Source organism: Arthrobacter woluwensis (assembly GCF_900105345.1).
Lineage (GTDB): Bacteria > Actinomycetota > Actinomycetes > Actinomycetales > Micrococcaceae > Arthrobacter_E > Arthrobacter_E woluwensis.
Genome location: NZ_FNSN01000004.1, coordinates 268,958 through 295,923 on the forward strand (window position 1 = coordinate 268,958; position 26,966 = coordinate 295,923).

Annotated in this window: 30 protein-coding genes; 11 read left to right on the forward strand and 19 right to left on the reverse strand. The window is 67.1% G+C overall.

Features of this window, described 5'->3' with window-relative positions; translation table 11 throughout:
- Positions 1–77: 77 nt before the first annotated feature.
- Entirely contained in the window at positions 78–1,214 is a 1,137-nt protein-coding gene (locus BLV63_RS16860) for an NADH:flavin oxidoreductase/NADH oxidase (RefSeq protein WP_074784685.1), read from the reverse strand.
- Positions 1,215–1,304: 90 nt separating this feature from the next.
- On the opposite strand from BLV63_RS16860, the gene BLV63_RS16865 reads away from it, so the two are divergent.
- Complete coding sequence (locus BLV63_RS16865) at positions 1,305–2,111, forward strand: exodeoxyribonuclease III (protein ID WP_066217261.1); 807 nt, start codon at positions 1,305–1,307, stop codon at positions 2,109–2,111.
- A gap of 29 nt (positions 2,112–2,140) precedes the next feature.
- Positions 2,141–3,031, forward strand: coding sequence for a DUF8083 family protein (locus tag BLV63_RS16870; protein WP_066217262.1), 891 nt, complete (start codon positions 2,141–2,143; stop codon positions 3,029–3,031).
- 45 nt (positions 3,032–3,076) lie between these two features.
- Here BLV63_RS16870 and BLV63_RS16875 read toward each other — a convergent pair whose 3' ends face one another.
- From BLV63_RS16875 to BLV63_RS16895, 5 genes are all read right to left on the reverse strand, one after another.
- Positions 3,077–4,129 carry a LacI family DNA-binding transcriptional regulator gene (locus BLV63_RS16875; RefSeq protein WP_373277871.1) on the reverse strand — a complete coding sequence of 351 codons (1,053 nt, stop codon included), beginning with the start codon at positions 4,127–4,129 and terminating at the stop codon, positions 3,077–3,079.
- A gap of 73 nt (positions 4,130–4,202) precedes the next feature.
- On the reverse strand, positions 4,203–4,535 hold the full coding sequence (locus BLV63_RS16880) for a hypothetical protein (RefSeq protein ID WP_244907368.1): 333 nt from the start codon (positions 4,533–4,535) through the stop codon (positions 4,203–4,205).
- The gene (locus BLV63_RS16885; protein WP_066217264.1) at positions 4,532–5,404 is read right to left on the reverse strand and encodes a carbohydrate ABC transporter permease; all 873 of its coding nucleotides are present in this window, start codon (positions 5,402–5,404) and stop codon (positions 4,532–4,534) included. Before BLV63_RS16885 ends, BLV63_RS16880 begins: the two co-directional genes overlap by 4 nt.
- Position 5,405: 1 nt before the next feature.
- Complete coding sequence (locus tag BLV63_RS16890; protein WP_066217266.1) at positions 5,406–6,434, reverse strand: carbohydrate ABC transporter permease; 1,029 nt, start codon at positions 6,432–6,434, stop codon at positions 5,406–5,408.
- An 88-nt stretch (positions 6,435–6,522) separates the two neighbouring features.
- Positions 6,523–7,812, reverse strand: a complete 1,290-nt coding sequence (locus BLV63_RS16895) for an ABC transporter substrate-binding protein (RefSeq protein ID WP_066217268.1) — start codon at positions 7,810–7,812, stop codon at positions 6,523–6,525.
- 235 nt (positions 7,813–8,047) lie between these two features.
- On the opposite strand from BLV63_RS16895, the gene BLV63_RS16900 reads away from it, so the two are divergent.
- Positions 8,048–9,673, forward strand: a complete 1,626-nt coding sequence (locus tag BLV63_RS16900; RefSeq protein ID WP_082724323.1) for a glycoside hydrolase family 13 protein — start codon at positions 8,048–8,050, stop codon at positions 9,671–9,673.
- A 105-nt stretch (positions 9,674–9,778) separates the two neighbouring features.
- On the opposite strand, the gene BLV63_RS16905 is transcribed toward BLV63_RS16900, so the two are convergent.
- From BLV63_RS16905 to BLV63_RS16930, 6 genes are all read right to left on the reverse strand, one after another.
- Positions 9,779–10,135 carry a hypothetical protein gene (locus tag BLV63_RS16905; RefSeq protein ID WP_066217271.1) on the reverse strand — a complete coding sequence of 119 codons (357 nt, stop codon included), beginning with the start codon at positions 10,133–10,135 and terminating at the stop codon, positions 9,779–9,781.
- Positions 10,136–10,329: 194 nt separating this feature from the next.
- The gene (locus BLV63_RS16910; RefSeq protein ID WP_066217272.1) at positions 10,330–10,935 is read right to left on the reverse strand and encodes a hypothetical protein; all 606 of its coding nucleotides are present in this window, start codon (positions 10,933–10,935) and stop codon (positions 10,330–10,332) included.
- Entirely contained in the window at positions 10,932–11,537 is a 606-nt protein-coding gene (locus BLV63_RS16915; RefSeq protein ID WP_373277872.1) for a DUF6286 domain-containing protein, read from the reverse strand. Before BLV63_RS16915 ends, BLV63_RS16910 begins: the two co-directional genes overlap by 4 nt.
- A 6-nt stretch (positions 11,538–11,543) precedes the next feature.
- Positions 11,544–11,936 carry a hypothetical protein gene (locus BLV63_RS16920; protein WP_066217276.1) on the reverse strand — a complete coding sequence of 131 codons (393 nt, stop codon included), beginning with the start codon at positions 11,934–11,936 and terminating at the stop codon, positions 11,544–11,546.
- Positions 11,933–12,124 carry a DUF2273 domain-containing protein gene (locus tag BLV63_RS16925; RefSeq protein ID WP_066217277.1) on the reverse strand — a complete coding sequence of 64 codons (192 nt, stop codon included), beginning with the start codon at positions 12,122–12,124 and terminating at the stop codon, positions 11,933–11,935. Before BLV63_RS16925 ends, BLV63_RS16920 begins: the two co-directional genes overlap by 4 nt.
- Positions 12,121–12,624, reverse strand: coding sequence for an Asp23/Gls24 family envelope stress response protein (locus BLV63_RS16930; protein WP_082724320.1), 504 nt, complete (start codon positions 12,622–12,624; stop codon positions 12,121–12,123). The genes BLV63_RS16925 and BLV63_RS16930 overlap by 4 nt, the downstream gene beginning before the upstream one ends.
- A gap of 511 nt (positions 12,625–13,135) precedes the next feature.
- Here BLV63_RS16930 and BLV63_RS16935 point away from each other — a divergent pair.
- A complete protein-coding gene (locus BLV63_RS16935; RefSeq protein WP_066217279.1) occupies positions 13,136–14,761 on the forward strand; it encodes an MFS transporter in 1,626 nt (541 codons plus the stop codon).
- 100 nt (positions 14,762–14,861) lie between these two features.
- Here the strand turns inward: BLV63_RS16935 and BLV63_RS16940 are convergent, their stop codons facing one another.
- From BLV63_RS16940 to BLV63_RS16960, 5 genes are all read right to left on the reverse strand, one after another.
- Complete coding sequence (locus BLV63_RS16940) at positions 14,862–15,644, reverse strand: SDR family NAD(P)-dependent oxidoreductase (RefSeq protein ID WP_066217281.1); 783 nt, start codon at positions 15,642–15,644, stop codon at positions 14,862–14,864.
- Between the two features lie 80 nt (positions 15,645–15,724).
- Positions 15,725–17,632 carry an IucA/IucC family protein gene (locus BLV63_RS16945; protein WP_074784658.1) on the reverse strand — a complete coding sequence of 636 codons (1,908 nt, stop codon included), beginning with the start codon at positions 17,630–17,632 and terminating at the stop codon, positions 15,725–15,727.
- Positions 17,629–18,213, reverse strand: a complete 585-nt coding sequence (locus tag BLV63_RS16950) for a GNAT family N-acetyltransferase (protein ID WP_066217283.1) — start codon at positions 18,211–18,213, stop codon at positions 17,629–17,631. The genes BLV63_RS16945 and BLV63_RS16950 overlap by 4 nt, the downstream gene beginning before the upstream one ends.
- The gene (locus BLV63_RS16955) at positions 18,210–19,580 is read right to left on the reverse strand and encodes a lysine N(6)-hydroxylase/L-ornithine N(5)-oxygenase family protein (protein ID WP_066217285.1); all 1,371 of its coding nucleotides are present in this window, start codon (positions 19,578–19,580) and stop codon (positions 18,210–18,212) included. Before BLV63_RS16955 ends, BLV63_RS16950 begins: the two co-directional genes overlap by 4 nt.
- Positions 19,577–21,190 carry a pyridoxal phosphate-dependent decarboxylase family protein gene (locus BLV63_RS16960; protein WP_066217287.1) on the reverse strand — a complete coding sequence of 538 codons (1,614 nt, stop codon included), beginning with the start codon at positions 21,188–21,190 and terminating at the stop codon, positions 19,577–19,579. Before BLV63_RS16960 ends, BLV63_RS16955 begins: the two co-directional genes overlap by 4 nt.
- 150 nt (positions 21,191–21,340) lie before the next feature.
- On the opposite strand from BLV63_RS16960, the gene BLV63_RS16965 reads away from it, so the two are divergent.
- Positions 21,341–21,880, forward strand: coding sequence for an SMI1/KNR4 family protein (locus BLV63_RS16965; protein WP_066217304.1), 540 nt, complete (start codon positions 21,341–21,343; stop codon positions 21,878–21,880).
- Positions 21,881–21,883: 3 nt separating this feature from the next.
- On the opposite strand, the gene BLV63_RS16970 is transcribed toward BLV63_RS16965, so the two are convergent.
- Positions 21,884–22,837: a methyltransferase family protein gene (locus tag BLV63_RS16970; protein WP_066217289.1), complete on the reverse strand. Its 954-nt coding sequence runs from the start codon at positions 22,835–22,837 to the stop codon at positions 21,884–21,886.
- A 386-nt stretch (positions 22,838–23,223) separates the two neighbouring features.
- Between BLV63_RS16970 and BLV63_RS16975 the strand changes: the two genes are divergently transcribed.
- The gene (locus BLV63_RS16975) at positions 23,224–24,423 is read left to right on the forward strand and encodes a tyrosine-type recombinase/integrase (RefSeq protein WP_066217290.1); all 1,200 of its coding nucleotides are present in this window, start codon (positions 23,224–23,226) and stop codon (positions 24,421–24,423) included.
- Between the two features lie 176 nt (positions 24,424–24,599).
- Here the strand turns inward: BLV63_RS16975 and BLV63_RS16980 are convergent, their stop codons facing one another.
- Entirely contained in the window at positions 24,600–24,905 is a 306-nt protein-coding gene (locus BLV63_RS16980; RefSeq protein ID WP_082724321.1) for a helix-turn-helix domain-containing protein, read from the reverse strand.
- Between the two features lie 29 nt (positions 24,906–24,934).
- Between BLV63_RS16980 and BLV63_RS18455 the strand changes: the two genes are divergently transcribed.
- The 5 genes from BLV63_RS18455 to BLV63_RS17000 all read left to right on the forward strand — a co-directional run bounded on the left by BLV63_RS18455 (position 24,935) and on the right by BLV63_RS17000 (position 26,965).
- Entirely contained in the window at positions 24,935–25,168 is a 234-nt protein-coding gene (locus BLV63_RS18455) for a helix-turn-helix domain-containing protein (RefSeq protein ID WP_074784660.1), read from the forward strand.
- Entirely contained in the window at positions 25,165–25,356 is a 192-nt protein-coding gene (locus tag BLV63_RS16990; RefSeq protein WP_254780624.1) for a helix-turn-helix transcriptional regulator, read from the forward strand. The genes BLV63_RS18455 and BLV63_RS16990 overlap by 4 nt, the downstream gene beginning before the upstream one ends.
- A gap of 84 nt (positions 25,357–25,440) precedes the next feature.
- On the forward strand, positions 25,441–25,674 hold the full coding sequence (locus BLV63_RS16995) for a hypothetical protein (RefSeq protein WP_066217294.1): 234 nt from the start codon (positions 25,441–25,443) through the stop codon (positions 25,672–25,674).
- Between the two features lie 32 nt (positions 25,675–25,706).
- Complete coding sequence (locus BLV63_RS18460) at positions 25,707–26,036, forward strand: hypothetical protein (RefSeq protein WP_139244782.1); 330 nt, start codon at positions 25,707–25,709, stop codon at positions 26,034–26,036.
- 581 nt (positions 26,037–26,617) lie between these two features.
- Positions 26,618–26,965, forward strand: a complete 348-nt coding sequence (locus BLV63_RS17000) for a hypothetical protein (RefSeq protein WP_066217393.1) — start codon at positions 26,618–26,620, stop codon at positions 26,963–26,965.
- Position 26,966: the final 1 nt, after the last annotated feature.

Consider the following 26,966-nt stretch of genomic DNA (forward strand, 5'->3'; position numbering starts at 1 on the left):
CCGTCGAAACCGCGTGTTAAACACACTGTTTCGACGGGAATCCACTGTTTCAGCAGGTACGCCCCGCAGGACTCACCTCACCAGTGCGCGCGCCAGTACTGCGGTGCGAACGGCGTCTTGTCCAGGGGTTCGCCGAGGGAGCGAGCTGCGAGCGCGGGCCAGTTCGGCTCCTTGAGGGCGGCGCGGGCGATCGAGACGCCGTCGGCCTGGCCGTTCACCAGGACCTGCTCGGCCTGCTGCGCCTCGTTGATCATGCCGACGGCGCTGACGAAGGCGTCGTTCTCCACGCCACGCTCCTCGGCGTCCGCGGCCAGGGCCTTCTTCACCTGGGCCGCGAGCGCGATCTGATATCCCGGGCCGGTGGGGCCGTGATACGCGCCGATGCCACCGCTGGACAAGTCGAACACCGACACGCCCTCGGCCCGGAGCTCCACCGCGAGACGGGCGGTCTCCTCGATGGTCCAGCCGCCCTCGACCCAGTCGGAACCGGAGAAGCGGACACCCAGCGGTTTGTCGGCCGGCCAGACCTCGCGGACCGCGGCCACGACTTCCCGCAGGTACCGGGTGCGGCCTTCGTACGAGCCGCCGTAGAGGTCCGTGCGGGTGTTGCTCAGCGGGGACAGGAACTGGTGCACGAGGTAGCCGTGGGCGGCGTGGATCTGGATGAAGTCGAATCCGGCCTCATCGGCGCGACGGGCGGCCGCGGCCCAGGACGCGACCGACTCCTGGATCTCCTCGACGGTCAGCTCATGCGACTCGGCCAGGCCGTGGATCGAGGTGACGGACGGCGCCACGGTGACCCAGCCGCCGTCGTCCACCGGGACCGATCCGGTGAGACCCCTGTCCACCCAGCGCGGCAGCCAGCCGTACGTGGAGGCCTTGCCGCCGGCGTGCGCCAGCTGCACGCCTGCGGCGGCGCCCTGGCTCTTGATGAACGCGGTGATCGGCTTGAAGGCCTCCACCTGCTCGTCGTTCCACAGGCCGAGGTCCTCCGGGGAGATCCGTCCCTCCGGCACCACGGCGGTGGCCTCGGTGATCACCATGCCGAAACCGCCGGCGGCGCGGGCGCCGAGGTGCGCCTGATGCCAGGCGGTCGGCACGCCGTCGCGCGCATCCACCGAGTACATGCACATCGGGGCGAGGAAGGTCCGGTTGCGCAGCGTGAGCTGGCCGGACGGGGCTGACAGGACTGCTTCAGTGAAAAGTTGGCTCACGATGATGGGCAACCCCGCGTCGCCGGAACGTATTCCGATGGTGACGCCGCGGGTCACCAAACTGTCGGTCCGCTTTGATAGCTTGGGAGCGTGAAGATCGCCACCTGGAACGTCAATTCCCTCCGTGCCCGCGCCGACCGTGTGGAGGCGTGGCTGGAACGCAGTGACTGCGATGTCCTGGCCATCCAGGAGACCAAGTGCAAGGACGAGAACTTCCCCTGGGAGCTCTTCGAGCGCATGGACTATGAAGTGGCGCACTTCGGGTTCAGCCAGTGGAACGGCGTGGCCATCGCCTCCCGCGTGGGTCTGGAGGACGTGGAGCGCACCTTCCCCGGGCAGCCGACGTTCGGCAAGGGCGGGGTGAACCCGGAGCAGGAGGCCCGTGCCATCGGCGCCACCTGCAACGGCGTCCGCGTCTGGAGCCTGTATGTGCCCAACGGCCGCGCCCTGGATGACGAGCACATGCCGTACAAGCTCGAGTGGCTGGACACCCTGAAGGCCAACGCCGAGGCCTGGCTGGACACCGACCCCGCCGCCCAGATCGCGCTCATGGGCGACTGGAACATCGCGCCCCAGGATGACGACGTCTGGGACATCGACTTCTTCATCGAGGAAGGACTCACCCACGTCTCCGCCCCGGAACGCGCCGCCTTCCACGCCTTCGAAGAAGCCTCCTTCACGGACGTGGTCCGCCCGCTCAACCCCGGCCCCGGCGTCTACACCTACTGGGATTACAAGCAGCTCCGTTTCCCGAAGAAGGAGGGCATGCGCATCGACTTCGTCATGGCGTCCCCGGCCCTCGCCTCCCGCGTGACCGGCGCCGTGATCGACCGTGAGGAGCGCAAGGGCAAGGGCGCCAGCGACCACGCCCCCGTGATCGTCGAACTCGCGGACTGAGCCATGCCCAGCGCGCGGCCGGGAAGCCGATGACCTTCTACGACTCCCCCATGGGGTTCCCCTACATCTCCGCTCTGCGCGTCTATCAGCCGCTCGACGCCTTCGGCGCCCCGCAGCGGCGCGCCATCGTCGCGCAGTACGGCGATCTGACGGAGCGCGCCATCCTCAGCGCCTCGGAGCTGCGGCAGATGCGCGACGACGTCGAGCGCCGCGAGCTGCGCAGCACCCTTCACCGGCTGTTGCGGAAGCCCAACGACCCCTACCCGGGCAGCCGCGCCGAGCTTTCGCGCGCCGTCGCGGACCCCAGCGAGCGGGGAGTTCTGCTGTACTGCCCGAACCAGACGGTGCTCCGCTCCGCGCTGGCGGCTGAGGAACTGGCGGACGGGTCGACCTCGGAGAGCCTGGAGCGGATCGTCCCCGTGGACGCCACCGAACGGCATCAGGAACGGCTCAAGACGCTGGTGGACTCCGGCCTGATCGACTCCGATCTGCTGTTCACCCGCACCGCCACCTGGGGAGTTCCGTTCGCGTGGTTCATCTTCTTCCACGAGGCGGACCGCCAGGAGATGATCAACAACAGGGACGGGAGCATCGCCACCCTGCGCCTCTACACGCCGGTGACGGAGGCGATCTCGCGTTCCCGGACCCTGATCGCGGCGCTGTCCCTCGGCGCCCCGGAGCTGGATTTCCTGGACGAGATGACCCGTGTGGTCGGGTGGCTCGAGCGGTTCCACACCAGCAGTGTCCTGGAACTGGACTACGGAGCCCTCGCGGACCGCGTGTACCCGGACGAGTCCCCGAGCGATGTCCGCATGGGCATCGAGTGCCTCGCGGAGGGCGACATGACGGGCGCGGCCGCCGCGTATCAGCGCCTCATCACGCGCTGGGTGCCGCTGCGGCACCTCGGCCGCGCCAGCTGAGCCGGGCCCGCGCCGTCCGCACCTGAGACGACGCCGGGAAAAGAGCTAGGACAGCGGCGCGGTGGACGTCCGGCTCTTCAGTTCGAAGTCCGCGTGCACATCGTGGACGGACCCCGCCTTGCCGGCCAGCTCGTCGAGCAGCATGCGCGTCCCGAGCCGGGCCTGCGCCACCGGATCCTGGGCCACGGTGCTCAGCCCCATGACCGGGGAGAACTCGTGGTCGTCGATCCCGATCACCGAGAGATCCTCCGGCACCCGCAAGCCGCGGCGCTGCGCTTGCAGGATCACGCCCATGGCCATCTCATCGGAGGCGCACATGAGCGCCGTGGGCTTGGGACCCGGCCGGTTCCACAGCTCCTCGAACGCCTCGGCCCCGCTCGCGAGTGTGAAGTTCCCCCGCACCTCCCACTCCGGGTGGTACTCGACCCCGGCGCGGGCGAGTTCCTCGTGGAACCCGTTCACGCGCAGCTCGGGGACCTGGAAATTGAGGTCCTCGTCGTCGTCCTGGCCATGCAGGACGCCGATGTCACGGTGCCCGAGGTCCAGCAGGTGGCGGGTGGCGAGGGCTGCGGCCTCCACGTCGTTGATGCCGATGCTGGAGCAGCCCTCCACCGGCCCACCCACCGCGACCAGCGGGATGTCGAGCCGGCGGAGCTCCTGGATCTCGTCCATCGACAGCGCCATGCAGAGCACCAGGAGGGCGTCGATGTGTTTGGCGACCATGGTCTTGCTGAAGGTCCGCTGCCGTTCGCCGGAGCGGCTGTCGAGGCTGAACAACGACAGGTTGTAGCCCTGCTCATGGAGTTCGCGCTCCACGCCTTCCAGCGCCTTGTAGAAGAACCAGCGGTCCACATAGGGCGCGAGCACCCCGATGGTGCGGGTGCGGCCCGTCGCCAGGCCGGACGCCGCGGACGATGCCACGTACCCGAGCTCGGAGGCGACGTCGAGGATGCGCCGGCGGGTCTGTTCGGAGACCCTCGGAAGCCCGCGGACGGCCCGGGAGACGGTCGCCGTCGAGACGCCGGCCGCGGCAGCCACATCCTCGATGCTCACGCCATGATGCCCACCACGGGCGGCACGCGCAGCCATGCCAGTCACACTCCTCAGGTTCTCCGGATCATGAATTGAACCACGCGTGCCATGTCACGTCACAGTCGATGACGCCTCGTGCTCAGTTGCGACGGCCCATGGCCCGGGACGGCAGACGCCTGCGGAGCCTGATGAGTCCCCAGACGGCGAGCACGGCCGCAAGCAGGCCGAGCGCCCAGCCGAGCGCCGGCTGTCCCGTGACCTCCATCCACACCGTGGTGCCGAAGAGGACCAGGGTCCAGAACCCCAGCATCCCCAGGACGATGTCCAGATCCTCAGCGCTTCTGAGGAGGCGACGGCTGGGCTTCCGCTCCGGCTCCTCCCGGGCCGGGCCTTCCCAGCCGCCCACGGTCCGCCCGCGGGCGACGGCGGCGCGGCGGCCGTCGTCGTCCGCGGAGGACTGCTGCTTGCTCACTTGACCGCGCCGGCGGTCAGACCGGCCACGATCTTGCGCTGGAACACCAGCACCAGGATGACCAGCGGGATGGTGACCACGGTTCCGGCGGCCATGACGGCTGTGTACGGCTCCTGGTGCGGCTGGGCGCCGGCGAAGGAGGCGATGGCCACGGTGACGGTCTTGGTGGAATCCACCGAGAGCTGGCTGGCGATCAGGAACTCGTTCCAGGCGCCGATGAAGGTCAGGATCGCGGTGGTGAACGTCGCGGGCGCGGCCAGCGGCAGGATGACCTTCCGGAACGCCTGGCCCTGCGTGCAGCCGTCGATCCGGGCCGCCTCCTCCAGCTCCCACGGCATCTCACGGAAGAAGGATGTGAGCGTGTAGACCGCCAGGGGCAGGGAGAAGGAGATGCTCGGGATGATCAGCGCCTGGTAGGTGCCCATCCAGCCGATCCCGGTGAAGAACTGGAACAGTGGGGTGATCAGGGCGACGGCGGGGAACATCGACGCGCCCAGGATGAACCCGAGCACCAGTTCCTTGAAGCGGAACTTCAGCCGGGCCAGGGCGTAGGCCGCGAACACGCCGACCACCAGGGAGATCACGGTGGTGGTGCCCGCCACGATCAGGCTGTTCAGGAGGTTCTGGGCGAAGTGGTTGCCCAGGCTCTCATCGAACACCGTGCGGAAGTTGTCGAACGTGACGTGGGTGAAGAACGGCGTCGGATCGAAGGTGAAGCCGACATCGCGGAAGGCCGTGACGATCATCCAGTAGAAGGGCGCGAGACACCAGACGAGAATGACGGCGGCCTGAAGGTACGTGCGCGCGGGCGCCCAGCTGAAGGCACGACGGCGCGTGGTTTCGGAGGCGGTGCTGACTGCGTTGCTCATGTCACTTCTTCTTCGGTGCGGCGGACTCCACGGCGTTGGCGCCGAGGAAGCGGACAAAGATGAATGCCACCAGGAAGATCACCAGGAAGGTGATGGTGGACAGCGCGGACGCCCCGTTGAGGCCTTGCCTGACCTGCTGCACCACCAGGATGGAGAGCGTGGTGGTGTTGTTCGCGCCACCGGTCATGATGGCGGGCAGGTCGTACATGCGCAGCACGTCGAGGGTGCGGAACAGGATGGCGACCATCAGGGCCGGCCGCACCAGCGGGAGCGTGATCTGGGTGAAGCGCTGCCAGGCACTGGCGCCGTCCACCTTCGCGGCCTCGTAGACCTCGTCCGGGATGAGCTGGAGACCCGCCAGGATCAGCAGCGCCATGAACGGGGTGGTCTTCCAGACGTCGGAGATGATGATGGCCCAGCGGGCGGGCCCTTCGGAACCCGTCCAGAGGATCTGCGTGCCGAAGAGCTGATTGATGATGCCATCGAAGGCGAACATGAAGAAGAACAGCTTGGCCGTGACGGCGGTGGGGATGGCCCACGGCACCAGGACGGCGGCACGGATGAGGCTGCGGCCCTTGAAGGCGCGCGCCATGATGACGGCCATCCAGAAACCGAGCACGGTCTCCAGGATCACCGTGATGACGGTGAAGAAGAAGGTGGTGCCCATCGCGTTCCAGAACTGGGAACCGAGGGTGCCGGGAGGGCAGGCCTGGCCGTTGCACTGCTGCAGAAGCCAGTGGACGTAGTTGTCGGCTCCGGCGAAGCCGCCCTGGACGAAGAAGCCGGTGGCCGGGTCGAGGCCGGCGTCCTTCTGGAAGGACATGATGATGGCGTTGATGATCGGGTAGACAATCACCACGGCCAGCAGGATCAAGGTGGGTGTGAGCAGCGTGTAGGCCCAGCGGCCCTGCGTCACTTCGCGCCGGTCGGCGCTCTCCGCGCCGGCCAGACCGGGTCCGCCTTTGGACCCTTTCCCCGCGCCGCCGCCGGTGGTGGTGCCCCGCGTCTGCGAGGGGGCATCTGTGGACATGGTGACTCCTCTGTGGTGTTCCCCTGGTCGATGGCCCCGCGCAGGGGCGATGGTGGGGCCCGCCCTGGAGCGGGCCCCACCAGTTCGGCTACTTGGAGGCGCTGGCCGCGTCGATGGCGGCCTGCATGTCGCTCAGTGCCTGATCGACGGTCTTCTCACCCTTCATCGCGGCGTAGGAGTTGTCCTGAACCGCCTTGGTGACTGCCGGGTAGAAGGGGGTCACCGGACGCGGAACCGCGTTCTGGATCGAGGTCAGCAGCGTCGGCATGTACGGCAGCTTGGCCACGATCGTCTGATCCTTGTAGAGATCAGCGGTCACCGGGGCCAGGGAGCCCTGAGTGGCGAAGAACTTCTGCTGCTCGTCCTGGATCAGGAAGTTCGCGAAGTCATGCGCGGTGGCCTTGTTCTTGGAGTACACGCTGATGGCTGCGCTGTGGCCGCCCAGCGAGGAGGCGCCGGGGCCGTCCTTGCCCGGGAGCGGCGCGACGCCGAAGGTGTCCTTCACCTTGGAGGCGCCGTCACTCTTGGCGAGGTTGTAGACGTACGGCCAGTTGCGCAGGAAGAGGAGCTTGCCGTCTTCGAACGCCTGACGGCCCTGTTCCTCCTGGTAGGTGATGCCTTCCTTGGGGATGTTGCCGCTCTTGTAGGCATCCACGAGCTTGGAGAGACCGGCCTTGGCCTCCGGAGTGTTCACGGCGGCCTTGCCCTGGTCATCGACGATCTTGCCGCCGAAGGTGTTGATGGCCTCGGCCGCATTCACCGTCAGGCCCTCGTACTTCTGGAACTGGCCCGCGTAGCAGCTCATGTTGTGCTGCTTGGCGATCGAACACATGGACATCATCTCGTCCCACGTCTTCGGCGGGTTGGGGACCAGGTCCTTGCGGTAGTACAGGAGACCGCCGTCGGAGGAGGTCGGCACGGCGTAGAGGGTGCCGTTGTACGTCGCGGCCTTGACCGTCGCGGGCAGCAGCTTGGTGGAGTCCACCGCCATCTTGTCCTTGAGCGGCTGGAGCCAGCCCTTGGCTGCGAATTCCGCGGACCAGACGACGTCCACGGTCACGACGTCGTAATTGGCGTCGTTGGCCTGGAAGTGCTGAACCAGATCGTCGTGCTGCTGGTCGGCGTTGTCGGTCTGTTCCTTGAGCGTGACCTTCTGGTCCGGGTGGGCCGAGTTCCAGCGGTCGATGGTGGGACGCCAGACATTCGAGTTGTCCTTGCCGGTCACGAAGGTGATCGGGCCGCGTCCGTCGAGGCCCTGTGACGCGGCATCGTTGCCGCCCCCTCCGTTGCCAGACCCACTCCCGCCGCCACAGGCGGTGAGGGTTACAGCCAGAACAGCGACCGCTGCGGCCGGCACAAGGAATTTACGTGGTTTCATTGCAGATGACTCCTCAGTGAGCGAAGCAAGTCTTCCCAGTCGGGTTGATGTTGCGTAGATCACATTAGTAAGCTTCCATCGTCCGATGCAAGCGTTTACATAGAATCGTTAGGAAGGTTCTCCCGTGCCGCAGACCGCACCCGAATCCCACGAGGCACACCACGGCACCTGGTGGTCCGACGCAGTGGTATACCAGGTCTACCCGCGTTCGTTCGCCGACGGGAACGGTGACGGCATGGGGGACATCCCGGGCATCACGCAGCAGCTTCCGTACCTGGCGGAACTGGGGGTCGACGCCGTCTGGCTGAGCCCCTTCTACAAGTCGCCGCAGGCGGACGCGGGGTACGACGTGGCCGATTACCGCGTGGTCGACCCGCTCTTCGGCAGCAACGAGGACTTCGACGGAATGCTCGACAAGGCCCATGAGCTGGGCCTGAAGGTGATCGTGGACCTCGTGCCCAACCACACCTCGGACGAGCACGTCTGGTTCCAGGAGGCACTCGCCGCAGGCCCCGGCTCTCCCGAGCGCGCCCGCTACATGTTCCGTCCCGGTAAGGGCGAGAACGGTGAGATCGAGCCCAACAACTGGAATTCCATTTTCGGCGGACCCGCCTGGACCCGGACCACGAATGCCGACGGAACCCCCGGCGAGTGGTACCTCCACCTCTTCGACACCAAGCAGCCGGATCTCAATTGGGGTAACGAAGAGGTGCGCGAGGAGATGCGGTCCGTCCTCCGTTTCTGGCTGGACAAGGGCGTCGACGGCTTCCGGGTGGACGTCGCCCACGGCATGATCAAGGCCAAGGGTCTTCCGGACTGGGAAGGCGCCGCCGCCATGGTGGAGGGCTCCATCACCGAAGGCGAAGCCACCCAGGAGAAGGGCACCGGCAGCGGCCAGGACCTCTCCAAGGCGCCCTTCTTCGACCAGGACGGCGTCCACGAGATCTACCGCGACTGGCACCGCCTCCTCGCCGAATACCCGGGTGACCGGATGCTCGTGGCCGAAGCCTGGGTCGAGCCCGCCGAGCGACTGGCCCGTTATGTGCGGCCCGATGAGATGCAGCAGGCCTTCAACTTCGACTTCCTCCTGGCCGGCTGGGACGCCGAACGCCTCGCCACCTCGATCGACGCCTCGATCGAGGCCGTGGCCGCCGTCGGGGCGCCTGTCACCTGGGTGCTGAGCAACCACGACACCGTGCGGCACCCCAGCCGTTTCGGTCTGAGCGATCCCACCACGTTCCCCAAGGGCATCGCGGCCGAGGACGAGCAGCCCGACGCCGCGCTCGGCCTGGCGCGCGCCCGCGCCGCGACTCTCGTGGAGCTGGCCCTGCCGGGATCCGCTTACCTCTACCAGGGCGAGGAACTGGGGCTCCCGGAGCACACCACGCTCCCGGCCGAGGCACGCCAGGACCCGTCCTTCTTCCGCACCCACGGCGAGGAGCGCGGCCGTGACGGCTGCCGCGTCCCGCTCCCGTGGACCGCGGACGCCCCGGGCTACGGTTTCAGCCTGCACGGACCGCGGGACGGTGCCAAGCCGTGGCTTCCGCAGCCCGCATCCTTCGGCGAACACGCGGCGGATGTGCAGGACGGCGTCGACGGCTCCACCCTCGAGCTCTACCGCGCGGCGCTGGCGTTCCGGCGGGAGCATGGTCTGGGGCGCGGCTCCCACCTGTGGTCCGCCCTGCACGACCCGGCTCACGGCGTCGTGGCGTTCCTGAACAGCGGCGTGCTCGTGCTGACCAACATGGGCGACTCCCCCGTGGCGCTGCCGGCCGGGTTCTCCCTGGCCCTCGCCAGCGGACCCGTCGAGGACAAGGTCCCATCCGACACCACCGTCTATCTGGTGCCGAGCAAGAGCTGACGACGGCTCACCTGCCGCGCACGACGGCGGGGCGCATGACGAAGGGCGGGCGCCGGATTCCTCCGGGGCCCGCCCTTCGCGGCGTTCTGGTTCAGGCGGCGCGTCTTACTTGTCGCCCTTGAAGAAACCGGCGATCTTCGCGCCGAGACCCTTGGCGTTCTCCACGGCGTCGCCGGCGAACTCCTTCACGTTCTCGGCGGCATCGCCCGCGAATTCCTTCACGTTCTCGACGGCATCGCCCGCGAACTCCTTGACGTTCTCGGTGGCGTCACCGGCGAACTCCTTGACGTTGCCCACAGCGTCCTCGGTGAAGTTCTTGACGTTCTCGACGGCGCCGTCCACGAATTCGCGGGCGCCCTCGGGGGCGTGCTCCGCCGCGGTGCCGGCGGCGTTCTTCACGGCTTCGCCGGCGGTGTCGGCCGCGTTGTTGACTTCCTCGGCGCCCGGAATGTTCTCACTCATGATGACTCCTGCATGCTCGGTGGCTGTGCAAGCGCTGGTCGGCGGCTTGCCCGGTGTCAGGCTGACTCCACCTTCAAGCTAGACGGCACATCGCTCAGGAGCAAGGCCGATCCGGCATCGGACGTGGTCACCGGCGGTGACACGTCTTTCTGAGACACACTGCCGCACCCGGGACCTCGGAGCAGCAAGAAGGCTCAGAGCACCCGTTCCTCGCGCGTGAACAGCGCCCGGGTTCCCGTCCCCAGGTGGAGAAGCACCGGGGTGTGCTGCCCGACCGTCGAGTCGAGCCCTTGCAGGAGCACGCCGACCTCCCGGACCAGCTTCTGCGGCGAGGCGCCCTTGCGAGGATACAGCCGGACGCGGAGCCCGGTGACGCCGCGGTACTGGTAGGTGCCCACCGACAGGCCGAGCAGATCGCTCCGGCCCGCCAGCGCGGCGCGGAGCATCTGCTCGGCGACATTGCCGCTGATGGTGACATCGCCCGGCGTCGGCGAATCATCGGCGTGATCCACCAGGAGGCTGACCCGGCCCTGACCCTGGACGGAGATCCACCGGACCGTGAGCAGCACGATCACCAGCAGCACGGCGACGGCCACCAGGTAGATCCAGCTGCTCGCGAGCAGAGGCGTGGACTCGTAACGGCGGTGGAACCACTCCACCCACTGCTCCGCCACCCGGTGCCAGGCCTGTGCCACGGCCGGGACGGCTGACACCACCATCAGGAAGACTCCGGCGGCCAGCACCACCAAGCCCACCAGGCCGGTGAAGAAGCGGTTGATCCTTCTCGGCGTGCCGTTCATGCGCCCACCACTCCCGTGCTCGCAATGTTGACCGTGACGCTGGGCCGGGGTTCCAGTCCCATGGCGCCGAGTTCGTCCGCAACGGCTCGCTCCACCGCCTCCGGGGTCACGCGCAGGCCCGAGGTGGGACGGACGTTGACGACCACCTGCGACTGGGCCACGGTGACCATGACCTGCGCGGAGGAGACGTTGGCGGCCAGCCGGGCGCGGCGCGCCAGAGTCGAGGCCACCACTTCGTCATCCACCACCACGGCCAGCGTGGGATGAGGCATGCTGTGCCGGGCCCGGCGACCCGGGACGACGGCGACGAGGAGGAAGATCAGCCCGATCATGGCGAGCACGGCGCCGCCGAGGGCCAGGACCGGGGCGGGCCCGCCGGCGGGCAACGTCGCGATCCAGTCGAGGGCGCGATCCGGGTCGATCAGCCAGCCCGGCAGGCGGAACAGCGCCAGCACGGACTCCAGCATGAGGTAGACGCACAGCACGATGACGAGGATCCCGGCGAGGAGCGCCGCGACAGACCTCGACGGCGTGAGCTCCCGGCGGGTGATCTCGTCGAGGAAACGGCGTTCCTCTTCTGCGGACAGCGGTTCAACGGACACGCCCATTCACCTGACCCTTCCCGCGGTGCGATGCACGACGCCTGAGATCCGGATGTCCACGCGGCTCAGCTCGGAACCGCTCAGCTGCATGACGCGCGCGCGGATGGCCGATTTGGCGTGGACGGCGCGGTCCCAGATGGTGCCGCCGGCGAGTGCCGAGGGGTCGCGGACCACCTCGCTCAGCGCGGGGATGCTCACGGGGCTCACCACGCTCAGGGCGAGGAGGCCGTCGTCGTCGCGCCATTCGACGCGCACATCCTGCGCCGGCACGTCCAGGGCTTCGGCGCAGGCCGCTTTCGCCAGGCTGGTGAGGGCCTGCGTGCTGAATCGGTTGTGACCGGCCAGGACACGCTGCTGCGGTGCGGGGGTCCCTGCCGGTGCCACGGCGGCGTCGGTCATGAGGAGGAGCGCCGTCCCGTCAGGGCGTCCAGGACCCGGCGGAGGTCGATCCGGCCTTCGGCCGCGCGACCCAGAATGGCGCCGACGGCCATGAAGATGAGGGAGACCAGGAAGCCCCACCAGCCGAACTGGAAGGACATGAAGGCCAGGAATGCTCCGATGGCGATACCGCTCAGGGTGTGGTTCATGGGACTCGCTTTCCTTCGACGACGACGGCGTCCGGCCCGGTGCCCTGCGGAAGTTCCTGCGGGGTCGGGGCGGCTGCGCCACGGGCGGGGCGGTTCTCCTGCTTGGCGCCGGGCAGCTGAACATCGTTGATCTCGATGTTGACCTCGATCACGTCCATGCCCACGAGGTCCTCCACCGCCTGGTAGACGGCGGCACGGACGGCGTTGGCGATGTCGTGGAAGCGGTAGCCGAACTCGGCCACGAGGGTGAGGTCCACCGCCACCTGGGTCTCGCCGACTTCGGCGCGCACCCCGGGGACGTGGTCCGGGTTGCCGACGGCGTCACGGATGGCGCCCAGCGCGCGGGGCGTGCTTCCCGTGCCGAGGGCATGGACACCCGCGACGGCGCGTGCCGCGAGCCCGGCGACCTTGGCCACCGCTGAATCAGAGATCACGGTCCGTCCGCCTGCTGTGTGCTGCTCGAATTCAGAGTCCACTGTGCTCCCTTTCCCTTGGCTCAAGCCTAGTACGCGAGGGGCCCCGGACGAGCGAAGCGAGTTTGGGGAGCGGACTAGGCGCTAGTACGCGAGGGGCCCCGGACGAGCGAAGCGAGTTTGGGGAGCGTACTGGGCGCTAGTACGCGGGGCCCCGGGCTGGGGCCCCGCCGGCGAGGGACCCGACACGAGCGAAGCGAGTGTTGGGAGCCGGTGGGGAGCGAAGCGAGTTTGGGGAGCGGACTAGGCGCTAGTACGCGAGAAGGCTGAGGTGGGGAGCCCGCCCTGCCGGAGCGGCCGCGGAACGGCTGTTTCCGGCCCCGTGTGACGAGGCTCCCAGGATTTCTTCAGGAGCGTGGAAAAACCGCGGAATTCCGGGGTTTCTCCGGCAGTCATACCGCCTCACAGACGGCGTCTTGAGCGCCTCCGATTCCATCAAATTGCGTCAACGGGACTAAACTTGAACGTCATCGCGGGGCAGGACCCCGCACAGAAGTGCAAGTCGCAAGCAAATGACCTCCCTCAAGGAGAAGCCCAAATGCCCATAGACCCAGACTCACAGAAGACCGTGACGGCCCCTGGTGACCGACCCATCGAGGACGCCCGCGGCGCCCGCTCGGCCTTTGCCGGCGGCACCGACACCGTCGTCCCCGCTGCCGCACCGAGGCGCCCTGGGGGGCCCGCCCGCAAGTTCCGTCTTCCCAGCTACCGGCTGAAGGTCTCCGACGTCAACGTCGTCGACAAGCCGATGCTGAAGAAGGCCATCGGCGGCACGATCGTCGGCAACACCATGGAATGGTACGACGTCGGCGTGTTCGGCTATCTCGTGACGGTCATGGGTCCGGTCTTCCTTCCGGACGCCGACCCCGCCATCCGCACCCTTTTCATGCTGGGCACCTTCGCGGTCACCTTCATCGCCCGTCCGCTGGGCGGCATCGTCTGTGGCTGGCTCGGCGACAAGGTGGGACGTCAGCGCGTGCTCGCGGCGACGCTCACCATGATGGCCGCCAGCACCTTCGCCATCGGCCTGCTGCCCGGTTACGCACAGATCGGCGGCTGGGCAGCGGCTCTGCTTGTCACCCTGAAGCTCGTGCAGGGCTTCTCCACCGGCGGTGAATACGCCGGCGCCACCACCTTCGTCTCGGAGTACGCCCCGGACAAGAAGCGCGGCTTCTTCGCCAGCTTCCTGGACATGGGCTCCTACCTGGGCTTCGCCGTCGGCGCCGCCCTCGTCTCGGTCCTCCAGCTCACCCTGAGCCCGGCCGACATGGAAGCCTGGGGCTGGCGCATCCCGTTCCTGCTCGCCGGCCCGCTGGGCCTGGTCGCCATCTACTTCCGGAGCAAGATCGAGGAATCCCCGCAGTTCCAGGCCACCCTGGATGCCCAGGAGGCCAAGGTCAGCAGCGCCACGGAGAATGATCCGACCACCAACACGGGTCCCATCACGCTGGTGAAGACGTACTGGCGCCAGATCATCCTCGCGATGATCCTCGCCGCCGCGGCCAACACCGTCGGCTACGCCCTGACGTCCTACATGCCGACGTACCTCACGGATTCGAAGGGTTACGACCCCGTCCACGGCACCCTGCTGACCATCCCGGTCCTGGTGATCATGGCCGCCTGCATCCCGCTGACCGGCCGCCTGTCCGACCGGGTGGGCCGCCGCCCGGTCCTGTGGGTCGGCGCGGGCAGCACCATCGTGCTGTCGATCCCGGCCTTCCTGCTGATCGGCGTCGGCGAAGTCTGGTCCACCCTGCTGGGCCTGGCGCTGGTCGCGTTCCCCGTGACTTTCTACGTGGCGAACCTGGCCTCCGCACTGCCGGCCCTGTTCCCGACGTCGAGCCGTTACGGCGGCATGGGCATCGCCTACAACTTCTCCATGGCGATCTTCGGCGGCACCACGCCGTTCATCGTGGCCTCGCTCATCCAGGCCACGGGCAACGACATGATGCCCGCGTACTACCTGATGGCCACGTCGGTGATCGGCGGCATCGCGATCTACTTCCTGCCTGAATCGGCACGTCGCCCGCTGCCCGGCTCCATGCCGAGCGTCGCGACCGAAGAGGAGGCCCGCGAGCTCGTGGCCACCCAGGAGGAGAACCCGCTGCTGGACCTGGACACCCTCCCCTTCGAGGACCGTCCGCTGGCCGGCGCCGGTAAGTAGCCTCCCCCTCTCATCGGCTGCTCCCTACGATGCCTGAAACGCCCGGAAAGGGCGTGGAACGGCATCGTAGGGAGCAGTCGATGGTGTTTAAGGGGTGCTGTCAGGGCTGTTCGACCGGCCTCCGCGCCGGGCCACGGGCGAAGCGGGCGGGCAGGAGCCTCGTCGCGGCCACCACGGCCTTGTACCGGAGGCTCGGAATCGACACGGCCTTGCCGTGTGCGTTGTCGGCCAGGCCGTCCCGCACCACCCGGCGGGCGTCGAGCCACATCCAGCGGGGCATGGCCGCCTTGTCGATGCCCATGCGCTGATGAAACTCGGTGTGTGTGAAGCCCGGGCACAGCGCCGTGACCTTCACCCCGGCCGGCCCGTAGTTCACATTGGCCCAGCGGCTGAAGCTCAGCTCCCAGGCCTTGGCCGCGCCGTACGTGCCACGGGTCGCGAAGGCCGCGACGCTGGCCACGTTGATGATCCGGCCCGTGCCGCGCGGCAGCATCTCCTGCAGCGCCGCATGGCAGAGCTCCAGCGTGGTCTGCACATGGAGCCGCAGGTGGTTCAGTTCATCCTCGACCGGATTCTCGTCGAAGGGCTTCTGCAGTCCGATGCCCGCGTTGTTCACGAGCACATCGACCGGCCGTGAGGCGTCCCGGAGACGCGCGACGACGGCGGCCACCCCGGCGTCGTCCGTCAGGTCCGCGGGCAGCACCTCCACGGTCACGCCGTAGTCACGCTCCAGGTGGCCTGCCGCCGTGGCGAGCCGTCCGGCGTCGCGCGCCACGAGGATGAGGTGGTGGCCCTCCTCGGCGAGCTGCCGCGCGAACTCCGCGCCCAGCCCCGCCGAGGCGCCCGTGACCAGGGCCGTGTAAGCATCCGCTCGTGCCGTCATGACCCCAGGGTAACCCTCGCGTACCCCCGCTGAGCCGGTGCGATCGCCGGCCCGCCACGGGGACGGCGACCGCACACGCGTCAGCGGTCCCGGAACGCCGCGAGCGGGTTGCGGAGCATCCCGGCCTTCTGGAGGCCTCCGGAGGGGTCGTCCAGATCGAGCATGTGCTGGTTGTTCCGCAGCTGGAGCCGGTTCAGGCAGGAGAGTTCGAACTCCTCCACGAACAGGTCGTGCGCCGCGAACTGGTCCGACAGCTCCGGGTGCCGGGCCTGGTACTCGTGCAGGGCCTCGGCCGCGGTCCGCCAGAAGGCGTCCTCCCCCAGCACTCCGTCCTCCGCGAGCTGTGCGGCCAGGAACCGGAAGATGCAGTCGAAGACGTCGGTGAAAATCGCCGCGGCCTTCTCGTCCTCGGGGATGGGCGCCTTGATGCGGGCGACGTCCTCGGGAACCTCCACCCGGTCGCCCATCAGGACGATCTCCTCGGCGATGTCCTTCATGATGGCCCGGACGGGCACACCGTCCTCGAGCACAAGGATCACATTCTCGCCGTGTGGCATGAAGGCCAGCTCATAGGCGAAGAGACAGTGCGCCAGCGGCACGAGATAGGCGTCGAAGTACCGGCGCAGCCAGACCTCCGGAGACAGCCCCGAGCGCTCGATGAGTGCCGAGACGAAGGACGTGCCCGACTGGTCGACGTGCAGCAGCGACGCCATGGTCGCCAGCTGCTGCCCTTCCCGCAGCAGGTGCACCGGGCTCTCCCGCCAGAGCGCCGACAGCATCTTCCGGTACGGCGAGCCTTTCGCGGAGGCCGCCTCGTAGTAGTGGTTGTGATAGCCGAGCGCGGCCTTCTCCTTGATCAGAGCCAGGCCGTGGCGCTGCAGTTCGTCGTCCTGGTCGATCAGTTCCTCCAGCCAGTCATTGATGGCCGGGGTGGCCTTCATGTACTGCGGAGACAGGCCGCGCATGAAGCCCATGTTCACCACGGACATCGCCGTCTTCACGTAGCTCTTCCCCGGGGCAGAGAGGTTGAAGAACGTGCGGATGGACTGCTGCGCCTGGTAGGAATCGGTGCCCGTGCCGAGCAGCACGATCCGCTGCTGAGCGATCTCGGCGGCGAACGTCACCGTGATCTTGTGCTCCCACTGCCACGGATGGACCGGCATGTAGTAGTAGTCCTCCGGATCCAGGCCGGCGGCGGACAGCTCCGCGTCGAAGAAGGCCATGGCGTCGAACCCGAGTTCATCGGTCAGGTGACGGCGGTAGTCCAGCCCTTCCTCCGCGCTGAACACGGCACGGCTGCGCTGCACGGCGATCCAGCGCAGGCGCACCGGGGCGCCCGTTTCCGGGGCGAAGGCGTGATAGTCCGAGATCCCGAAGCCGAGCCGGCCGTTGTTGGCCACGAAGCACGGGTGTCCCTCGGTCATCCCCCGTTCGATGGCCTGGAAGTCCTGGGCCACATCGGCGCCGCCCGTCACCCCTCGCGCCAGCAGTCCCGACGGGACGCCGTGGCCCTGCTTGTAAGCGTGGCCGGAGAGGGTGCTGCTGATCTCTTCCAGGTAGACCGGCAGCTGTTCCAGCCGGATCGTCAGGCTGGTCTGGAACTCCGCGATGAAGTCGAGCGCGTCGAGCGGGAGCTCTCCGTCCTGGCCCGCGCGGTGGCGGGTGATCGACTCGGCCGGGATGCTCCAGTGGTCCAGCCCGCGGAGGGTGGCCTCGAAGCGGTACTCGGTGCCGCCGTCGTCGCTCAGGAGGCGGTAGGCGCCGCGCCCGTCCGCGCCGTCGCCCGTGCGCTCGGGGACGAAGAGCCGCTCGTGCGAGAACTCGGCGAGCGCCTTCCGGATCAGGTGCCGGTTGGCCACCGCCCACCGGGCAGGCTCCAGGTGGACCACTCCGCCGGCGTCCCGGCCCGGAGCGGCGGGTTCACGGAGGCCGTCCTGGGCGCGGCTGTCCTGAGCGCTGCTTTCCTGGAAAAGGGCGGTGGAGGTCATGCTGAGGCTCCTTCGGTGGCGGGGGCGGAGAGCGGGGTGAGGGTGGCGAGGAAGTCGTCCCGCGTGCAGAAGCTCAGCAGGGCCTCCTTGGTGCTTTCGGCGGGATCGACCGGGGGCAGCGTCACGACGGAGTGCGCGTGGAACCCCACCCGCTCGTTCAGGACGTGGATCTTGTGGTTGCGGACATCGGGCTCGACGACGACGCGCTCGGCCCCCGTGTGCTCGAACAGCCAGGCCATGACGGACTGCATCACGCCGAGAGTGAAGCCGGGGATGGTGCCGGACGACGACGGCGGCGCCACCAGCAGGTGCATGCCGACGTCGCCGGGCTGCACCTGGTAGACCGCGTTGAGCGGCGATTCGGCCGGCCGGTACCGCTCGACCAGGAATTCCGGAACGCCGTCCCGGAGACCCAGGAACGCCTCGTGGTGACCGGTCGCGGCCAGGCCGTCGTACTCCTCCCGGACATCCTCGACGGACGCCGCGAGCATCCCCCAGAACCGGGCGTAGGGCTGCGTGACCCAGCCGTGCAGCAGCTCCGCGTCGGCGGCGGGATCGACGGGGCGGAAAGTGTGGTTCATGCCGTCACCGCCAGGGACTCGGCGGACTCGGTGGACTTCGCGGACTCCGCGCGCTCCGTGGCCGGGACCCCGAAGTGCTGGAAGGCGATGCTCCGCTCCACCGGGTAGACCTCGGTGCCGAGGATCTCCCGCAGGATGCACGAGTTGCGGTAGGCGGCCATCCCGAGGTCCGGGGTGACGAAGCCGTGGGTGTGCAGTTCGGCGTTCTGGACGAAGATCTCCCCCGGTTCGACGCCGATGCCGTACTGCCGGTTCACGTCGAAGCGTCCGAGCTCGTCGCGCCGGATCCGGTCCGCGATCCCCTCGAGGAAGGCCGGTTCCTGGTACGAGTACCCCGTTGCGAAGACCACGGCCTCGGACTCGACGGTGAACTCCCCGCCCTGTTCGGCGTGGCGGAAGGTGAGCGTGTGGGCGCCGGCGTCCGCGTCCCACGCGGCGTGTGTGAGTTCGGAGTGCGTGAAGAGCCGGGTGTCCACCATGCCGTTGAGGCTCTTCGCGTAGAGCAGGTCGTAGATCTCGTTGATGAGCTCCGAATCGATGCCCTTGTAGAGGTTCTTCTGGTGCGCGATCAGGTGGTCGCGCTGTTCCGCGGGCAGGCCGTGGAAGTAGTCGACGTACTCGGGGGACGTCATCTCCAGGGTCAGCTTGGTGTATTCGAGCGGGAAGAAGCGGCCGCTGCGCGTCACCCAGGTGAGCTGGTAATCGTGGACGTCGATCTCCTGCAGCAGGTCCAGATACACCTCGGCGGCGCTCTGCCCGCTCCCGACGACGGTGATGCTCCGCCGCGCCTGAAGCTCCTCCTTCCGCTGGAGGTACTCCGCGTTGTGCAGGGCCGGGCCGCCGGCGTCGAGCACTCCACGGCCTGCTTCCGGGACGCCGGGGGTGGTGCCGGTGCCCAGCACGAGCCGCCGCGTCCGGACCTGCTCCGTGCCCTGGGGACCCTGGACGGTGAGGGTGTAGACGCCGTCGTCGTAGCTGGTATTCAGCACATCTGTGCTGAAACGGATGGAGTCGAGCTGACCGGCCACCCACTGGCAGTACTGGTTGAACTCGGCGCGCAGCGGGTAGAAGTTCTCCCGGATGTAGAAGCGGTAGAGGCGGCCCGTCTGCTTGAGGAAGTTCAGGAAGGAGTAGGGCGAGGTCGGGTCGGCGAGCGTGACGAGATCCGCCATGAACGGCACCTGGAGGTGGGCCGGTTCGAGCATCATGCCGGGGTGCCAGTCGAAGCTCTCCCGGCGTTCCAGGAAGAGATGGTCCAGTCCGTCCAGCGGCTCGCTCAGCGCGGCGAGTCCCAGGTTGAACGGGCCGAGGCCGATGCCCACCAGATCGTGGATGCGGCCGTCTGCGGTGTTCTCGGTGGTGGTCATGCGGAGAGGTCCTTCTGGTCGGAGGAGACGGAGGAGACGGCAGCGTCGTCGCGTGGTGCTGTCAGAGTGCCGAGGAGGTCCGCGCCGGTGCGGCGCAGGAGCTCGATGATGTCCTGGATGTCGCTGAGACGGGTCTCGGCGTTCAGGAGCGTGAACTTGAGATGGTGACGCCCGTGCACGGTCGTCCCGGCCACCACGGCCTCACCGGAGGCGAACACGGCGGCGCGGATGGCGGGGTTGAGTCGGTCCGCGAGATCCTCGTCCAGCGGGACCCCGTTCAGCAGGGGGCGGTAACGGAACACCAGGGTGCTGAGCTGGGGCGCGGCCGCGAGTTCGAAATCCGGGTCCTCGTCGAGGAGGGTCCCCACGCGGGCGGTGAGGTCGATGGCTTCGTCGAAGAGCGCCCCGACGGCATCCGCGCCCATGGTGCGGAGCGTGAGCCACAGCTTGAGGGCGTCGAAGCGGCGGGTGGTCTGGATGCTCTTGTCCACCTGATTGGGGATCTGGGCCTTGGCGGCGCTCTCCGGGTTGAGGTAGTCCGCGTAGTAGGTCACGTGGCGGAGCATCGCGCGGTCCCGGACCAGAACGGCGCTGGAGCTCACGGGCTGGAAGAAGGTCTTGTGGAAGTCGACCGTCACGGAGTCCGCCAGGTGGATGCCGTTCAGCAGCCCGCCGTGGCGCGGCGAGACGAGCAGCCCGCCACCGTACGCGGCGTCGACGTGCATCCAGGCGTCGTATGCCTTCGCCAGCGCGGAGACCTCGTGCAGCGGGTCGACCGCGCCGAAGTCGGTGGTGCCCGCCGTCGCCACCACTGCCATCGGGATCAGACCGGCCTCCTGGGACTCGGCGAGGGCGGCGCCGAGGGCGGCCGGGTCCAGGCGGTGGTCCGGCGTCGTGGGAACCGGGATGACGGCGTCGAAGCCGAGGCCCAGCATGGCGGCCGACTTCTGGATGCTGAAGTGGCTGTCCGCGGAGGTGAAGATCCGCAGGCGGTCCAGGAGCAGCGGCAGGCGCAGCTCGCGGTGCTCGGCGGACTCGGCCCGGAGTCGCGCGACGGCGTGATTGCGGGCCATGAGCAGGGCCTGGAAGTTGGACTGGCTGCCGCCGGAGGTGAACACGCCGTCCGCGTCCCGGCCGAGACCGATCCGTTCCGCGGTCCAGTCGATCAGCCGCCGCTCGATGAGCGTGGCGCCCGCGCTCTGATCCCACGTGTCCAGGGAGGAGTTCACGGCGGAGAGGATCGCCTCCCCGACCAGCGCCGGGATCACCACGGGGCAGTTCAGGTGCGCGGCATAGCGGGAATCGTGGAAGTAGACGGCGTCCTTCAGATACAGCTCGTCGAGCTCCTCGAGCGCCGCGGTCAGATCCGGGAGCGGCTGATCGAGTTCGACGGCGGCGACCTGGCGCTCCAGGCCGGCGGGCGTGACGCCGGTGAACGGCTGCGAGGTGCGCTGGATCTTGGTGGCCACGGCGTTCACGCCCTGAAGGACCTGCGCCACGTAATTCGGGGAGTTCCTGGCGTTGAGGAGCTGGTTGCTCGCCGCCAGCGCGAGTTCGACGCCGGAACCGAAGTCCTGGCCTGGGGAGAGTTCGACTCGGGACGATGTCACAGGACACTACTTTCCGTCGGGGATCGGGAATGCCCAACGACCGCAAGCAACGTTAGGCAAGCCAAGCCTTACTTAGGCTTGCCTTTACGTCAAATTAGTGTGCTGTAATTCACGCAGTATATGTCACTCCGCGACCACTACGATCACCTCGTGACCACTGAAGCCTCCTGGAACCTGTCCACGTCCCGCCCGCCGGAGCCACTGCTCGACCCGCGAGTGCTGGATGGCCACCGGCTTTCGGACGGAGGCGGCCTCCCGCCGTCGTACGGGTCGTTCGTCCGGACCTTCGGATGGGGACGCCTCTTCGGCCTGTGGCTCGTCTACACCCCGGTCCCCTCCGGGCGGGCCGACGGGCTGCTGGGCCGGGGCGGCGCCCTCACCACGCGCCTGCGGGAGGAGTTCAGCGAATGGCAGCAGGAGGGATATGACTGGGCGATCGAACCGGACGGCGCCTGGGATCTGCCGTCGCGGCTGGAGGTCTTCGCCATGAGCGAGAACGGCGATTACCTCGCCTGGGACACCGGCAGCCGTGACGCCGAGGGCGAACTCACGATCTACCTCACCAGCCGGTTCACGTCGCTGACCCGGATCGGGGACGATCTGCACGAGGTGGTCGAGCGGCTCCGCCCGCAGGATGCGGGCGCGAAGCCCGGGGCCGACTTCGAGCCGCTGGAGCCCGTACTTCTCTAGGGGTCAGCCTTCTCTAGAGGGTCGGCCGGCGCTGCCAGACGCCACAGGCCACCGGGGGATCCAGCAGCGGACCGACTCCCGGTACCGGCGGTAGGGGTCGCCGAACCGCGCCTCGAGGTCGCGCTCCTCCAGGGGCCGGATGCCGACGTTCCAGAGCAGCGCCCCGCCCACGGCGTACACCACCACGAGCCAGGACCCGAGGATCAGCCCCACCGACGCCGCCTGCGCCACGCCCGCCACGGCCATGGGGTTGCGGACCCAGCGGTACGGGCCCGCGATCACGAGCTCATTGGGCATCACCGATGGCAGGGGCGTGCCGCGCCCCTGGGAGGACATGACGACCGCGGAGCAGATCCCCAGCAGACTGGCCAGGACGAAGACCGTCCAGCCGACGACGGCGGCCCCCTCCGGCAGGCCCAGGCCCACCTTCCAGCGATCCTCCAGAGCCCGGATGATCAGTGGGAAAACCCCGAGGAAGAGGCCCCAGACCACGACGAGCTGCGTGAACGTCCAGCCCACATGACCGGCCGTGGTCCGCCGTCGATCAGCCGGCCGGAAGGCGAGCGGCCCGCGGGTGACCCACTCGAACGGAATCCTGCCCAGCCACACCAGGCTCAGCGCGAGCAGCGAACCGAGCGCGGCGGCGGCCATCGCGACCACACCCCACCCGGCTTCGGTGGTCACGGTGGCATACAGCGCCATCAACACCGTCACCAGGAGCGTCCAGGCGGTGTTCACCAGGGCCGCCACTCGCGATCCCGCCGCGGCCAGGCCGGCGGCGACGACGAACAGCGGAAGGTCGAAGAGCGCCACCAGCGCAGGGTCCAGCGAGCCCAGGGTGATGTGGCGGACCAGCGGCGACACGGGGACGAGAATCCACCAGAGCAGGCCGGCCACCGACTGCAACGCGAAATAGGCGCGGCCCCACCGGACGGTGGGTGGCACGGGCGCGGTCATCAGCGGTCCCCCAGGGCTGCTTGGAACTGTTCTTGCGGTCAGCACGACTCTAGCCGCGAAGCGCCCTGTCACGGGCGAACGGCGGCCCGGGGCCGGACGGCGATTAAACGAAAAAGCCGCCCCGGAGGGCGGCTCGTGACGCGGCTTCAGGAAACCGCCGTTAAATTGAAGAAGCCCTCGCCATGTAGAAGCTAGGCGAGGGTTTCAGTGGCTCCGACCGGCGTCGATCCGGTGACCTTTCGATTTTCAGTCGAACGTCTTGCTACCCTGGGAGTAGCAAAAACCGCTAAATCACGCGGATTCTGGCGTCAATCGAGACGCTGCAATAGGCTAGCTGTAGCCAGCAATGGCTACACTAATGGCTACACCATCATCAGGGGGACTCCATGGCAACCAAGACCAGAGCCAAAGGCGACGGCAGTATCTACAAGAACGCCCAGGGTCTCTGGACCTGCTCGCTCGAGCTTCCGTCCGAGAACGGCAAGCGCCGACGCAAGGTGTTCCGGAACAAGGATCGCGGCACGGTCATCAAGCAGCTCCGCGAGTTCAAAGCCCAGCTTGCCGAAGTCGGCGACATGCCCACTGCCTCATGGCGCGCCGACAAGTGGTTCATGCATTGGCTGGACGACATCGCGCCCCGTCTGGACACCCGGCCTAAGACTCTCGCCGGATACCGGTCGGGGCTCGTCGGGTTCGCAATCCCCGAGCTGGGGTCGTTGCCGCTCGAGAAGATCACCCCGGCCCACATCCGCAAGGTCCACGACAGGGTACTGAACACCCCGAAGCCCAAAGGTCTCCGTGAGAAGCCGCAGGAGGAATGGCCGGACGATGTCGTCATGCTCTCGTCCACGTACGCCCTGAACGTCCACAACGCCATGAGCGCGGCCCTCAAGACCGCCGTGAGTGACGGGATCCTCAGAAGCAATCCCTGCGACCGGGCCGCGCGCCCGCGCCCCAGGAAGGCCGAACAGAAGGCCCTTAGCCTGGAAGAGGCGATCCAGCTCCTTGCCTACTGCACGACCATCGAGGACGGCCCGCTGTGGGCCACCTACCTACTGACGGGCGCTCGCCGTGGCGAGATTCTTGGCCTTGAGCGCGACCGGGTGCAGGACCTCCTTGACCTTTCCTGGCAGCTTCAACGGATCCCCAACCTCAAGCGTGACGCAGCCGCAGACTACGAGTACCGGCACCTGAACGGCTCCCTTTACCTGACCCGCCCCAAGTCGTCCAAGGGCTGGCGGATCATCCCGCTCGTGGAACCGCTCAAGTCGATCATGGGCCTTGCGGTCCAGGCAGCAGAGGACGAGTTGGTATTCACTCGGAATGGTCAGGCGTGGGACCCGGACGCTGCGACCGACAGGTGGAAGGAGGTTCTGGCCGGCGCTGGCCTCCCGGACGACATCGTCCTGCACGGCTCCCGCCACACCACAGCGGATCTGCTCTACGCGGCGGGTGTACCCGAAGACCTCATCATGGACATCCTCGGCCACTCCGTGCGCTCCGTGACCCGAGGCTACCGGACCAGGACCGACATCAAGCGCCTCACCGACGCCATGACCAAGTTGAGCAAGCAGCTCACGGCCTGAGTCATCAATGAAAACCGCCCCCACCCTTAAGGGTGGGGGCGGTTTTTTGTCATCCACAGGTGCTATGTTTCTTCGAACATACATTCGAATCACCCACGGGGGGCGAGGCAATGACACGCATTCACACCATCCAGGATCTCGCAATCCTCATGGACCGATCCGCAGACCCTTCACTGCTACTTGATGCGCTGTTCGGCGCGCGCCATGAGCTCCCGGGGGGAAAGCCCGAGCGCCTCGGCCACATCGCACATGGCGTCGATGGGGATTTGACGCTCCCCGCTTAGGTAGCGCTGAAGGGTGCGCTTTCCAACGCCCGACAGTTGAGCTATTTCGTCCAAGCTCATCGAGCGGGCCGCTTTCTCAGCCCTAAGTTGCGCCGCAACTGCGGCCGGTAACTTCTCTCCATAGATGCCCATGCGGTCCACATTAGCACCATTTTGGGCCACTGCAATGCCCGCGATGGCCCGTTTGGTGGTTGACATGGCCCAATTGGGCCACTTATGCTTTTTACATGAGCCAGACAAACAGAGAAATTGCAGACAAGATTGCCGCAGCAATCTTCAGGTCAGGCAGATCACTCAACAGCGTTGCGACTGAATCAGGCATCCCAAGAACCACTTTCCAGCGCAAGATCAACGGCACTACCCCGTGGACCGTAGAAGAACTCGCCGCTGTTGGTGACGTACTAGGCGTAAAGCCTTCGAGCTTCTTGCCGGATCGTTTTGCACTTGCGGAGGCATCGTGAGTATCGAGAAACGGAAGCTGGCTTACAGCATCCCGGAGGCGGCCGAAGCAATCGGTCAGTCCACCGACACGATCCGACGGAGCATTGCTCGCGGCGATCTGTCAGTGAAGTACCCCAACTCGAAGCCGGTGATCCTGGCTTCCGAACTCGAATCCTGGCTCGATTCGCTTCCGTCCGAAGCTCCGTAGCCCTTTCGCCCACTCTCTGGGCACTACCCCATCTAAGTCCGTTGTCTGACGGCAGGCCGCACGGCTGAGAAAGGTTGATTTGTCATGCCCGAAAACAGCTTCCTTGGGACTCTTCAGTCGCTCGGGTTTGTCGCTGCTAAGGCCCAGTTGCTCGCTTGGGCTAGGGAAGCTGGCGAGCGTTTGAGCGTCAGGGATGCCAAGCGAATCGCGGGGTTGGCGCTCACTGCCACTGACCCGGACGACTATCGGCGGCTCTGCTATTCCGACCCTGTTGGGGAGGGCATCGCGGCCCGCTGGTTTGAGTTCATCACCACCTGATCACCATCACCATTTTGGAAGGAACCATCATTATGTCTAAGACCGTCACAAAGTCTCCGCAGCTCAGTGTTCATTCGATGAGCGCCCCGCCTGTTGTGGAGCTGTCCCCGCCACTTGCCGATCTGCCGTCTCCTGAACGGACTGGTAACTACGAACCTGCCCCGCACTGGATGAGCGTCAGGTCGGCGCTGCTTGAGACCCCAGGCATGTGGCGTGCTGTGAAGATCAGCCATCTGTCCGAGGACCGTCGTCGTTGTGTGCCGTCGGAGGTGCGGAAGGGCAACCTTGCCGCGTTCCGTGAGCCTGGCTTCGAGGCCGTGTTCCGCAACGGCTCTCTCTACATGCGGGCGGTGGCGGCGTGAACACGATTCGTCGGTTGCTGGGTTTTCGTCCGGTGCGTGTGCATGACCGGGCTGTGGGTCCGGTGGTTATTGATCCTGATGTTCGTGAGCGTGTTGTGGTGAGGGGGAAGGCATGACCGCGTATGCCCGTACGAGTGACCCTGGGACGTCGCATGAGGCAGCCGCCAAGGTGCGTACCGGCTGGTGTGAGTCGCTGGTCCTGGATGCCCTGTACTCCCAAAGGAACAATCCGGTGACTCATCGCGTGCTAGTGAAGCTGGTCCACGGGATATGCGACCAGAACATTAGAACGGCTGGTAACTACCCGGAGGACTCGTCGATCCGGTCGAGGTGTTCTGAGCTGGTGAAACGCGGTGTCGTGGAGTCCGCTGGTTCCGTCAAGGGAGAGAAGCGGCATGAGATGCAGTGGCGGCTAACTCGTTCTGCGATTCGGGAGCGTGATGCACGATGAACGCCTACAACTCCTTGCTCACCCTGTTCCTGCTCGTCGGGTGCGCGTTCACAGGAGCATTCCTCTTCCCGCCGCCGAAACACTGGCCGTACACCGAACCCACTGACCCATTCGACACTGAGGAGAACAAATGAACTTCGCACGAGCATTCCGCTGGCTCAGCAACACTTACTGGCCAGCCCTACTCACCGCTCTGATCCTGACTATCTACGCTGTCATGGCATTGATCCGTGGCGAGCGCGAGACGGCCGTGTACATCAGCCTGACAGTGTTTTGGGCGGTGTTCGCGTGGCAGCTCGAGCGGAAAGCCTTCGGTCGTGGCTACATCAAGGGCCAGATCGACCACGCAGAGCAGATGAAGAACCGAAAGTCCTCACGGTCTGAGGTTCACTTCACCGGATCGCCGATGTCTGTGGAGGACTTTGAACGCCATGTGCGGAACAGTGCAAGAAATCGGACCAGCAATGAAGGACTCTGAG